A 10,856-nucleotide genomic window follows, 5' to 3' on the forward strand; every position below is an offset into this window, starting at 1 on the left:
AGGGCGGGGTTAGAACCAAGCTATCTCGCTCCAGACCGTACCCGGGTAGACCTGTGTTCATCGCATTGAAGTCACACCAGGAGGTTCCCGAAATGAGTTCTCGGTTCAAGTACGCAGGCTCTCGTTTTGCAACAAGTGCCGCCGCAATCGTTATCGCTCTTGGGCTCCTCACTGCATGCACGAGTCAAACCGGCAGTGTCGGCGAGCCCGCGACGGGAGAACGCCTAGCCGGCAGCCACGAAGAGCTGATGCAGCAATACCTAGACGAGGAGAAGAACCCTTTTGTGATCGACGTTCTGACCAAGGCCATCGAAGTCGGAGGAATATCGCAAGCACAGTATGACGAGGCTCACCGGTTCTACGTGGATTGCATGACGAACGCGGGGTACACAGAGAACTACACGCGCCTGTCGTCGGGAATCATCCAAATCACACCACCGCCTCTGGAAGGTGAAGAGGCGGTGGACAAGTATATGGAGACCGGGAATGAGTGCTCGGATGAGCTGGCGCCTATTGAGGCGCTCTATCGGGCACAACAGGGCAATCCGGACTTGCTCGCGAACAACGACGAAGTGGTCGTCGCCTGCCTCAAAAAGAGTGGTCTTGCAGACCCTTCCTACAAAGTTTCAGATTTTCTCTCCGATTTGGAAGGCCTCTTCACGCACGCTCCGTATGACCCCAACGATCCCAAAGCTCAAGAATGCTTCTCCGCAGGCGGCTACGCTATCGCGATCAAGGATCAAAAGTGACCGCTCTTCGCAGCAAACTAGTTTTGTCGGTCGTGGCAGCTGGGACTCTTCTCGGAGCGGCTGGTCTCCTTGGCTATGCGTTACGCCCTGTAGCACCGCCGGAGTCTCTGAAACCGGCGGCTACGGAATCGCAGGCTCCGGTCAATCGTGAGAGCTTCGGTGATGATCGCAAGGTCCAGGTTCGCCTCAAGACTTCTGATCCCGCAATTCTTTCCCTCAGACGGGAAGGAGTCCTTACGAAATCGGAGTGCACAGCCGGGGGGAGCTTTCTCTCCGGGCAGGTTGTCGCCTCAGTTGACGAACAACCGATCATCGGTCTCCACACCGCGGTTCCACTATTCAGAGACCTCAACTGGCAGGACAGTGGCACAGACGTCACTGCGCTGCAACAGGAGCTGGTCAGCCTTGGGTATCTTGCGAGCGAACACGTCACAGGTTGGTATGGGTGGAACACATCCAACGCGGTCCAACGATTGCGAGTAGACAAGGGCGCCCAGGAGGGAACCAGCACCACGCTTCAGTCGGAATTTCTCTGGCTGCCAGCGAACGAGGTCTCAGCGCTGACATGCGAGATCCAGCCTGGACAGAACGTCTCCAGTGACACACCCCTAGCGAAGACAGGAGGCGCTGTCGCGCAACTCGAAGTGGTCGCGATGCCTGGTTCGCTTACACCCGGAGCGCGGTCCCTCACACTCAATGGGTTGACTGGCCCTGTGTCTGAAAGCGGTGTCGCCAACGATCCCACTTTCCTCGCGAGGGTCTCCTCCGACGTGCAACTTGTTGAGGCTCTCCGCAAGGACTCTGGATCGACTGTCACTGCCACCCTTTCGCTCGCTGACAAGATCGAAGCTCACACCGTCCCTGTTGGAGCGATTGTCGACACCGAGGGGCTGCTGTGCGTGCGATCCGGAGCAAGAACTCTTCCGGTGGCCCTTCTTGGTTCCGCGCTCGGGACAGCTGTGATTTCGTTCACAGATCCACAGGCGCAGGTGCCTCAGACTGTCGCAGTTGGGCTTTCCCTCAAAGGGGCAACCTGTGCGCCGTGAGACGAAGGAAGAAGTGCTCGAGTTGGCACAACGTCATGTCCGCGCTGAGCGGCTCACACACGGATTCTCTGGCGCTCCGCTGCTTTTCGAGAACGTGGCCTTTACGGCAACAGCGGGGGAAGTAGTTGGTGTTTGCGGCCCTTCCGGCAGCGGTAAATCGACATTGCTGTCCATTCTGGCCGGTTGGGAGGCACCAGTTGACGGCGTAGTTCAGCGGACAGGCGTATCGTCCATCAACTGGGTGTTCCAGAACCCCCACGGCATCGCGCGCAGACGAGCCATCGACCACATCACGTTCCCGATGCTCGCTGCCGGACTAGACCGTCTCGTAGCTGAGGAGAAGGCCCAGCCAATCATCCAGAGCTTCCGCTTAGAGAAGGTACAACACAGGGAGTTCCGGGAGCTGTCTGGCGGGGAAGCACAACGCCTCATGCTTGCCCGAGCAGTTGCACTAGCGCCCGATCTGTTGCTGGTAGACGAGCCCACGGCACAGCTAGACCCCCGAACGGCAGGCACCATAAACGACACGCTGGGAGCCATCGCAAGCGCCGGCTCCATCGTCCTCGTCGCGACCCACGATCCAGGGACGCGAGCATCCTGCGCTCGAATTCTTGATCTTGCGGACTTCGCCCCGACTTACACGGGCGAAACGCCATGAAGCTTCGAAGTGTCCTGTCCGAAGCCTGGAGAAACCTCGCAACCGGTACTACTCGAGCTACACAGTTTGCGATTGCGACGGCGGCGATCGCCCTCATCGGAACAGGCGCTGACCTGACCGCGGTGCAGGGGATCATCACCTCGGTGGACTCCTACATTGAGCAGGGAGGTTCTATCCAATACCTCGTCGCAGAGGATGGAGTCGACAGCTCAAACTGCGAGGCTCTAACGACCTATGACAACGTCAGCGCCTCGGGAGCTCTACGGAACGCTGAAGAGCTCGTGCTTGATACTTTGCCCGGCACGACTTACGAAGCCTATGAAGTGACCGAAGGGTTCGGAGATCTTCTGGGCATCAAGTCGAAGGAGCGCGGGGTATGGATCTCTCAAAGCCTCGCGGACGCCCTGGGCGTTGCGGTGAGCTCATCGCTTCAGAGCCAAGGGCGCTCCCTCGACGTGGCGGGAATCTTTACCTACCCGAATGACGGCCGTGACTCTCGACTGGAGCATGCGATTCTCGTCCCTGTACCCAGCCAAGGATCCTCCTTCAACGAGTGCTGGATGGCGGCCTGGCCCCAGGCAGAAAGCGCCGACTCTCAGCTGCGCTCCGCGCTGAAGATGGTGAACGCAGAAAGCACCGAAGTTGCGATCTCGCAGCTCAATAGAAGCCTCAGCACAACGCTTGATGGGTCGACTCTCTACCTACACCGGGCGACTCGGTGGATGCCGCTGTTTGCAATCTTTGCAGGCACCGTCCTCGGACTTATCTGGGCGCGAGCGCGCAAACTGGAATACGCCGCAGCTCTGCATGCTGGCCAGACCCGCGCCGCGCTCGTTTCGACGGCAATCCTCGAATGCCTCATCTGGTCTACCCTCGGCGCAAGTCTCGCTACCGTCGTCGCGCTGGGTCTTGCCATTGGCCTCAACCCGATGCCCGAAGTATGGATGCTGAGTTTGGCTCTGCCTTCGCCAATCGCGGCGATCGCTGGGAGTCTGCTTGGGGCGCTCATCGGCGCTTCATCTATGCGGGAGAAATACCTCTTCCGCTATTTCAAAGAACGCTGAGTAGTCTGCGAGACCTAGTACCTACCCAAGAGCAGCCGCGAAGACGTGTGAGCGGTACCTCTACCCACTATCGGTCATTCCCGCGGTGAGGGTCTGATGCACGTTTAGGTGACATTCTGACCTGACCTATGGTTTGGTTTCCACTCGGGGTAGCTAGTCGATGGCCTTCATGAAAGGCTCGCCCACATACCACGCCCCTACCCGCCAGAGTTCCGTGCACGCGCGATCGCGCTCGTCCGCGAAGGCCGACAGATCAAGCAAACCGCCGCCGATCTCGGTATCCACGAGGTCACGCTGCATTCCTGGCTCCGTCAAGACGATATCGATTATGGCCGCAGGCCCGGTAGATCTACCAGCGAGGACGCGGAGCTGCGAGCTGCACGAGGCCGGATCAGACAGCTCGAGCAGGAGCTGAAGATCGTGAAACTGGCCTCGAAATGGTTGGCAGAGGAGGAACACGTCGACCCAAAAGGGCGCACCCGGTGATCGATCGTCTCGTCGATACCGGGGCACCCGTAGAGACCTGTTGCAGACTCCTGGGCGTCTCCCGGCAGGGCTATTACAGATACCGGAAGCGTCCCACGAGCGCCACGCAATTGCGGAGGCAGTGGCTCACGGGTCTGATTCGTGAAATTCACACGGCCTCGCGCGGAACGTACGGGTACCGGCGCATTCATGCTGAGCTCACCATCGGGATGGAGATCCCATGTTCGAGCCGGCTGATCTCAGTGCTGATGACCAAGAGCGGCATCTACGGGCTCCCTGGCCCGACCCGGGTGAATCGTTTGAAAGGGGTTGCTACTGCTGATGACCTTGTGCATCGCAAGTTCCACAGGCTCACGCCGGACGAGCTCTGGGTGACGGATATCACGGAGCATCCGACGCGGGAAGGAAAGGTGTTCTGCGCGGCCGTGCTTGACGCGTGCAGCCGGAAGATCGTGGGATGGGCGATCGATTCCAAGCAAGATTCAACTCTTGTGGTGAATGCGCTCGACATGGCGCTCCGCGCGCGAACACCAGCCCCAGGTGGCATCGTCCACGCTGATCATGGAGTCCAGTTCACCTCGTGGGCGTTCACCCAGAAGATCCGCTCTGCAGGACTGCTGCCGTCGTTCGGAACCGTCGGTGATGCGCTTGATAACGCGATGATGGAATCGTTCTGGTCATCGATGCAGATCGAATTGCTGAACCGGAAGAAATGGAGAACTCGGATCGAGCTCGCGAACGCGATATTCGAGTACATCGAGGTGTTCTACAATCGCAGACGAAGGCATTCGTCCTTGGGATATCAAACGCCCACGGACTTCGATTTCGCTATCTCAAAACAGTTGACATCCGCCTGAAGCTAGCGACCGGGACTGGAAACCAAACTGTAGGTCAGGTCANAACGTGGCTAGCCGAGGAGGTTAGCCTGGAAGGATGTCTTTATGCCCAAGCCGTTCCCGAAGGAGTTTCGTGACGATGTGGTCCGCGGCGCGGAGAACCGCGACCCAGACGTGACCCTCGCGCAGATCGCGAAGGACTTCGGTGTCCATGTCGGAACGCTCGATAAGTGGATGCGTCAAGCGCGGATCGAGGCCGGCGAGCAACCCGGCCAGACGAAGCAGGAGTCCGCGGAGCTGCGCGAGCTCCGTAAGCGTAATCGTCTCCTCGAGCAGGAAGTCGAGGTCCTGCGCCGCGCGACTGCGTATCTATCGCAGGCTCATCTGCCGGGAAAAGGCTCTACCCGCTCGTGAGCGAGCTCGCCGCTGATGGGATTCCCGTCGTGGTGTCGTGCCGGGTATTGAAGCTTGCCCGCCAGCCTTACTACCGCTGGTTGAAGACCCCTGTCAGTAAGCGGGAGCTGGGTGAAGCGTATCGCGCGAACGCGCTGTTCGACGCTCACCGTGACGACCCGGAGTTCGGGTATCGGCTCCTCGCCGACGAAGCCCGTGCCGAGAGTGGTGAGTCAATGTCGGATCGAACGGCCTGGCGGATCGCGTCTGCGAACGGCTGGTGGAGTGTGTTCGGGAAGAAGCGGAGCAAGAACGGCAAGAAGCCCGGCCCCGCCGTTCACGACGATCTCTGCGTCGTCATCGATGAAGATGGCCGTGAGTGTCACAGGTTCGTCGCGGAGAGACCGAATCAGCTCTGGCTGACCGATATCACCGAGCACAAGACCGCCGAAGGCAAGCTCTACCTCTGCGCCGTGAAGGACGTCTTCAGTGGCCGAATCGTGGGCTACTCGATCGACTCGAGAATGAAAGCATCGCTCGCGGTCCGGGCTGTCCGAAACGCGGTTCGGATGCGCGGAAACGTGAACGGCTGCATCGTCCATTCGGACAGAGGATCGCAATTTCGAAGCAGGAAACTGCGACGCGAACTCACCGCGCATAATCTCGTTGGATCGATGGGCAGGGTCGCGGCCTGCGGCGACAACGCGGCGATGGAATCGTTCTTCAGCCTGCTGCAGAAGAACGTCCTCGATCGTCGCTCCTGGGCTACTCGCGAGGAACTACGGATCGCGATCGTGACCTGGATCGAACGGACCTACCACCGCAGGCGCAGGCAGGCTCGCCTGGGGCGGTTGACGCCGGTCGAGTTCGAGACCATCATGAACAACGACCTGGCCCTCGCGGCCTAACCAGAACCGTCACCAGTTCCTACACCAGACCCGTCAGATTGACGGGTCTGCCGGATGAGCAGCCCGCTCCACTCCGACACGAGCCACGCCGCGACCGGTGGTTCGGCTGAAGGGTCGTGCCACACGGAGGCGATGCTCTCGGCGGCTCGGGTGATGCGGGATTCGTAGATGTCTTCTGCCATGCAGTGAGCAATGCGCGGTGGGGGCAGAAACCAGACACCACGCCACCTTGCCACCTCCCCAGATAGTCATTGCCTGCGCATAAGATCAGGGAATGGCGCAAAAGAAGTTCCCACCTTTTGGACAACTTGAATTCGGAATGCTTGACGCAGCATCAGAGGCTGCTCACTCTCCTGAACTGCTGATTGGTGGCTATTACGATTGCAAATCCGCTGCCAAAGACATTTCAATGATGCGAGGTTGGGTTCTGGTCGGAGCCAAGGGCGCCGGAAAGAGCGCCGTGCTCGAGCATCTAGCGCTTCAATGGGCAGGTAGCCCGATGAACTTTATTTCCAGGTGGGCGCTAACAACGTTCCCAATTGCAGATGTGACGAAGCTACAGGTCGGGTCAACGCCTGGACCTTCTGCAACATGTGCCGCATGGCAGTTTCAGCTCCTACTAAAGGTTTTTGCCTCATTGATCGGTGACCAAGGCGCATCCTACGGCGGGCAAGTAACTACTTTCCACAGAGACTTAGTTCGACTAGGCCTGCTTGAGGGTGAAGATCTGCGAACCAAGTTCTTCGACTGGTCGAAAACGACGGTCCGGTTCCAAGTCCAAGGCGTTGGAGCTGAGGGTGGTTTTGGCGATGCAGGGGCGACTGCTGTTCAACTTATCGAACTCTTGAAACGTGCAATTTCAGAAATCAGCACCGACTCTCAACATCTCCTTGCGGTTGATGGCTTAGATTCATTCTTCGCTTCTTCAGATGATCAGTGGAACTCGTTTGGTGGACTCTTAGATGCCACCAATGAGGTAAACGTCTTTCTTCGTGGTACCAGCCTGCGAGCCACTGTATTGATAGCCGTTCGGGAAGACATGTTCACTTCTGCAGAAAGCTTTGACTCAGCAAAAATGGATGATCAAACCATTCGGTTGAGTTGGAGCCAAGATGACCAAGCGGAAGGCGAGTCGCTCTGGGGAATGATCTCGCAGAAGGCACGAGTGTCTGTCCGCAACCCCAACGACTGGCTCACCCTTGGGGACATCAGGAAGGCATATTTGAGCGAAATGGTGAATCGCCAACTATCGGTGGCCGACTATCTGCTTGGCTACACCCGCTACCTTCCACGGGACATGGTCGCTTTGATGAACGCTGTCAAAAAGGTTCATGGAGGAAGCGGTCAAGTGCGGGTCGAGCAGGCGCGTCGTGCGGTGCGAAGTTACTCCGAGGGGTACTTCTTGGCGGAGATCAAGAACAACCTCACAAAAGCCTTCACAAGTACGGGCGGCACAAAGACCAATGATTTCCTTGAAGAGCTCAGCACACTTGATTCCCCATACTTCACTAGCGCTGAACTTGAGAAATCGCTTGAGGGTGTACTCACATCCACTGAAATACGTCAGTTGCTGCGCCAGCTTTACCGCGCCGGTGCAATTGGCGTTATCACTCGCAGGAACTCTGTCCAGCACACCAACTTTAGCTACCGGCGAGCCGCTGGTGGTGGCTTCAAGTACAAAGGCAGGTTCCTCCTGCACAGGGCTCTGATTGAAGCATGGAACATCCCGAGAGCATGACAAACGATGGCGGCCCACCTCCCGAAGTGTTCGACACATTTCGCTCCCAACTTGAACCTGCCTACCGTCACATCGGCGTAGCTGCGGTATCTCATGCTGCATTCGAGGCGCGTATGAACCAGCTGCTGGAATCGCTCGATCCCGACGGCAAACCGCTCCCAACCGCTGATGGTCGGCCATATCTCCCACGCCGCAACATGGAGATGTCGAAACGTCTTGAAACCTTGGTTGCCGCCAATTTGGTTACTGGGAACTTGCAAGCGCAGCTCATGCAGCTGCAAACCGCTGAGCGTGAACTCCGGAACCTCCGGAACTCTGTCGTGCATTCATTTGTCTCCGACCCTGATCCGGCCGATCCCGCTGTTGTCTACTTTGAGGATGCTCGCACCGAGTTGGGACCCGACCGCGTTCGACGCAGCGTTCAGGAGCTATGGGAGGCCACAGTTCGGATCGCGGATGAAGCAGTGATCCTTGGAGCGATCGCTGGTGTGATCATCGACAGGATCTTCGCAACGTTCGAAGAGGAGGCCGACACCGTTGCACCGGCGGTCGGCGTGAACTCTAGCGATCCAGACTTCGCAAGGAAGTTCCTCTCTTACGTCAAGGAAGGGCGATGGCTCGGATGGTCCAATGGCGGCGACGAACCGGATCCAGCTTGGTGGCGCTCCTAACCCCGCACCGCCACTCCGGAGCTGCCGAGCAGCTCAAACAACTCCACTGGCTCCCTAGGCTGCGTCACTTCACGCACCAGCTCGCCAGCCTTTGCAACCGCGCGTTCCATCTTCTCGCGGCTGATCGACCGCCCCGTGGGCACCGCGAAGAGCTGCATGCGGCGATCTCCTGTTGTCACGCCTCCTGCAGCAACCACGTCGACGATCATGCCGCCAGCGTCGACCAGCACGAACCCGCCGCGCTTCTCACGGTTTGCCACGCGCACCAGCTGGCCGACCGGGTCGTCGAAGTCCGGCTCCGGCACGACCGCGCGTTTCACTTTCGCGGGCACCACCAAGCGCGGTGCGGGCTCTGGTGCGGCCGCGAGTTCGGCGCGGTACGCCGCCCACTCCTCGTCAGTAGCTGACAGATCCCGGGTCTTCATCTCACCGAGCGCCACAGCGAATGCGGCGGTCTGAAAGTCACCGCCAGATACCCGGTTCAGCGACAAGTCAGGATCGACCGAAGCGGCCATGCGTTGCTCCACGAGGTTGCGCTCGTACGGGTCATCGAGCAGGTCTCCGGTGACAGCGAAAACCCGCGTCGTATCCAGTGCCCGGAAGGCATCAATTGACAGGATCGACGACTCGGCATCACCGAATATCAACCGATCAAGAGGCTTCGATTTCGACCAGTGCGCCCGTATCCGTTTCGTCACGTCCACGGATTGCCCGACATAGAGCTGCCGGTAGCCGTCGAGCACCATCACATAAATGCCCGGCTCGCCTGCGACCGTGCGCAGATCCGTAACCTCGCGAAGCTCAGGGTGTGCGGCGAGCAGCTTCGCGACCTCGTCATTGAAGCGCAGCTGGTTGAGACGGCGAAAGAACAACATGTTCAGGTCGAAGTTCCTGAGCGCTGCTTCGCGCTGGGACGCTACCCATTCAGGCGAGTACTCGACGCACGTCTCAGGATCCACGAATAGCTCTGCCATACGCGCCGCCGTGATCTTCCCTTCGGACGCCATCTCCAAATACACCCACGGCTGCGTGGCCTTGGTCGAAGCCTGTACGAGGTACTCGCTGCGCACGAGCATGGGCGAGCGCTTGCTTGTCCTGACTGCTACGCCGAAATGCTGAATCGAACTCACGCCGCCCGCACCTCCCCCACCATCCGCCCGCGACACAGTGGGCACTCGGCCACCGTAAGCTCCGCTCCCGGGGCGTCTTTGATCCTGCGCGGAGTCATCGCATTGAACACCGGCTCTTGACCAGCTTCGACCCGGTGCTCTTCTAGAAAGCCGCACCCGCCGCAGGTCATCGAGTAGGTCTGTGCGCCGGTTACTCCTGCTCGTCCTCCGAAAGCCGCAGCGCCTCATGAACACCGTGGGCTTCAAGCGGCAGATACTTACCGTCCACAATTCCGCCGCCACCGTAGACTCTCACGAACTCGGCTACCAGCTCCGGATCAGCGGAAGCAGCGCCTGCTTCGATCTGCCGGTTCACATCGGCGATCATCTCCGGTGACTCAAGCGCTGCACGCAGTTTCTCGACTTCGAGGTAGTCGTCCGGGGCTTCGATCCGCGCGTTCTGCAGCTTCCGCAGACGTTCGGCAGCGTAGCCCACCGCCGTCATCATTTCGAGGTAGAGGATCAACGCATCCTCATGGCTAAGTGTCTCAATCTCCTGGCGCACCGCGAGTTCGACTTCGGTCGAGGACGCAGTGGTGACCAGTTCCTGCTCCGTCTGCTGGGTGGCGAGCGCCGCGCTCTTCGGGCGGATCCGCGCCATGATGCGCTGCCGTTGCGTCTCAATCACCGGGGCGACCTTCTCACCCCACAGCCGCTTAACTACCGGTGCGCTCTTTATTACTCCGTAAGTGACCGCAGCAGAAGCGAGGGCAACCAACAGAGATTTCAACGCATCGGAGTTAGTGGCGCCACCGCCGTCACCCTCAGGTGCTTCATCGCGTTCGTCATCGTCATCGTCGTCATCCTCGACGATCCTCAGATCCTCAACGAGTTTTGAGATCGTGCCATTGTCGCGCCGCGAGCCGCCGGCGCCGAGCGTCTCGTTTGTGATCGCGTTCCCGTCGAGATCGACTTTTGGCATCCACCCGAGTACCCACTGCCCGTCTTCAACTTCGCCCATATCTAGATCGTAGACGCCGCACAGACGAACTACTCGCACGGCTCAGACGTACCGCCACGACAGGAGCAGGCCGAGCCTCTGTTGCAGCGCCCGCACAATCACCCGCCACGCCTCTCGCCCGCCATACGGCTCATTCCCGTCAGCAGCCCGCGCCGCGGACCACATCGTCACGAAACT

Annotated in this window: 12 protein-coding genes; 8 read left to right on the forward strand and 4 right to left on the reverse strand. The window is 59.3% G+C overall.

Features of this window, described 5'->3' with window-relative positions; all coding sequences use genetic code 11:
- Nucleotides 1-92: 92 nt before the first annotated feature.
- The 4 genes from D3226_RS14455 to D3226_RS14470 are packed head-to-tail and all read left to right on the forward strand — an operon-like array spanning nt 93 to nt 3,517.
- Nucleotides 93-749, forward strand: coding sequence for a hypothetical protein (locus D3226_RS14455; protein ID WP_202383256.1), 657 nt, complete (start codon nt 93-95; stop codon nt 747-749).
- Nucleotides 746-1,795, forward strand: coding sequence for a peptidoglycan-binding protein (locus tag D3226_RS14460; RefSeq protein WP_202383257.1), 1,050 nt, complete (start codon nt 746-748; stop codon nt 1,793-1,795). Before D3226_RS14455 ends, D3226_RS14460 begins: the two co-directional genes overlap by 4 nt.
- Nucleotides 1,785-2,453, forward strand: a complete 669-nt coding sequence (locus D3226_RS14465) for an ATP-binding cassette domain-containing protein (protein ID WP_337249013.1) — start codon at nt 1,785-1,787, stop codon at nt 2,451-2,453. Before D3226_RS14460 ends, D3226_RS14465 begins: the two co-directional genes overlap by 11 nt.
- Nucleotides 2,450-3,517, forward strand: a complete 1,068-nt coding sequence (locus tag D3226_RS14470) for an ABC transporter permease family protein (protein ID WP_202383258.1) — start codon at nt 2,450-2,452, stop codon at nt 3,515-3,517. Before D3226_RS14465 ends, D3226_RS14470 begins: the two co-directional genes overlap by 4 nt.
- Before the next feature lie 153 nt (nt 3,518-3,670).
- Here D3226_RS14470 and D3226_RS15120 read toward each other — a convergent pair whose 3' ends face one another.
- Nucleotides 3,671-3,802 (reverse strand): hypothetical protein, encoded by a 132-nt coding sequence (locus D3226_RS15120; RefSeq protein WP_337249014.1) that lies wholly within the window; start codon nt 3,800-3,802, stop codon nt 3,671-3,673.
- On the opposite strand from D3226_RS15120, the gene D3226_RS14475 reads away from it, so the two are divergent.
- Together D3226_RS14475 and D3226_RS14480 are read left to right on the forward strand one after the other, a co-directional pair.
- Nucleotides 3,743-4,860 (forward strand): IS3 family transposase gene (locus D3226_RS14475; protein ID WP_337249015.1). Its coding sequence is split into 2 segments (ribosomal slippage): nt 3,743-3,980 and nt 3,980-4,860, totalling 1,119 coding nucleotides; the frame shifts between segments, so codons are not numbered across the junction. The genes D3226_RS15120 and D3226_RS14475 overlap by 60 nt on opposite strands.
- An 84-nt stretch (nt 4,861-4,944) precedes the next feature.
- Nucleotides 4,945-6,140 (forward strand): IS3 family transposase gene (locus D3226_RS14480; protein ID WP_202383259.1). Its coding sequence is split into 2 segments (ribosomal slippage): nt 4,945-5,229 and nt 5,232-6,140, totalling 1,194 coding nucleotides; the frame shifts between segments, so codons are not numbered across the junction.
- Here D3226_RS14480 and D3226_RS14485 read toward each other — a convergent pair.
- A complete protein-coding gene (locus D3226_RS14485; protein ID WP_202383260.1) occupies nt 6,137-6,322 on the reverse strand; it encodes a hypothetical protein in 186 nt (61 codons plus the stop codon). The genes D3226_RS14480 and D3226_RS14485 overlap by 4 nt on opposite strands.
- A 92-nt stretch (nt 6,323-6,414) precedes the next feature.
- On the opposite strand from D3226_RS14485, the gene D3226_RS14490 reads away from it, so the two are divergent.
- Together D3226_RS14490 and D3226_RS14495 are read left to right on the forward strand one after the other, a co-directional pair.
- Complete coding sequence (locus tag D3226_RS14490) at nt 6,415-7,878, forward strand: P-loop ATPase, Sll1717 family (protein WP_202383261.1); 1,464 nt, start codon at nt 6,415-6,417, stop codon at nt 7,876-7,878.
- On the forward strand, nt 7,857-8,549 hold the full coding sequence (locus D3226_RS14495) for a hypothetical protein (RefSeq protein ID WP_202344782.1): 693 nt from the start codon (nt 7,857-7,859) through the stop codon (nt 8,547-8,549). The genes D3226_RS14490 and D3226_RS14495 overlap by 22 nt, the downstream gene beginning before the upstream one ends.
- Here the strand turns inward: D3226_RS14495 and D3226_RS14500 are convergent.
- The gene (locus D3226_RS14500) at nt 8,546-9,679 is read right to left on the reverse strand and encodes a GIY-YIG nuclease family protein (protein WP_202383262.1); all 1,134 of its coding nucleotides are present in this window, start codon (nt 9,677-9,679) and stop codon (nt 8,546-8,548) included. The two genes, D3226_RS14495 and D3226_RS14500, sit on opposite strands and share 4 nt — an antisense overlap.
- A 190-nt stretch (nt 9,680-9,869) precedes the next feature.
- Nucleotides 9,870-10,679, reverse strand: a complete 810-nt coding sequence (locus D3226_RS14505) for a hypothetical protein (protein ID WP_202383263.1) — start codon at nt 10,677-10,679, stop codon at nt 9,870-9,872.
- Nucleotides 10,680-10,856: the final 177 nt, after the last annotated feature.

Origin of the sequence: Leucobacter chromiireducens subsp. chromiireducens (genome assembly GCF_016758255.1) — a bacterium.
In the GTDB taxonomy this organism is placed as follows: Bacteria; Actinomycetota; Actinomycetes; order Actinomycetales; family Microbacteriaceae; genus Leucobacter; species Leucobacter chromiireducens.

Bases quoted from the DNA above. Each gene is read 5' to 3' on its own strand.
- D3226_RS14455 (WP_202383256.1), top strand. From the start codon at position 93: ATGAGTTCTCGGTTCAAGTACGCAGGCTCTCGTTTTGCAACAAGTGCC.
- D3226_RS14470 (WP_202383258.1), top strand. From the start codon at position 2,450: ATGAAGCTTCGAAGTGTCCTGTCCGAAGCCTGGAGAAACCTCGCAACC.
- D3226_RS14485 (WP_202383260.1), bottom strand. From the start codon at position 6,322: ATGGCAGAAGACATCTACGAATCCCGCATCACCCGAGCCGCCGAGAGC.
- D3226_RS14490 (WP_202383261.1), top strand. From the start codon at position 6,415: ATGGCGCAAAAGAAGTTCCCACCTTTTGGACAACTTGAATTCGGAATG.
- D3226_RS14495 (WP_202344782.1), top strand. From the start codon at position 7,857: ATGGAACATCCCGAGAGCATGACAAACGATGGCGGCCCACCTCCCGAA.
- D3226_RS14505 (WP_202383263.1), bottom strand. From the start codon at position 10,679: ATGGGCGAAGTTGAAGACGGGCAGTGGGTACTCGGGTGGATGCCAAAA.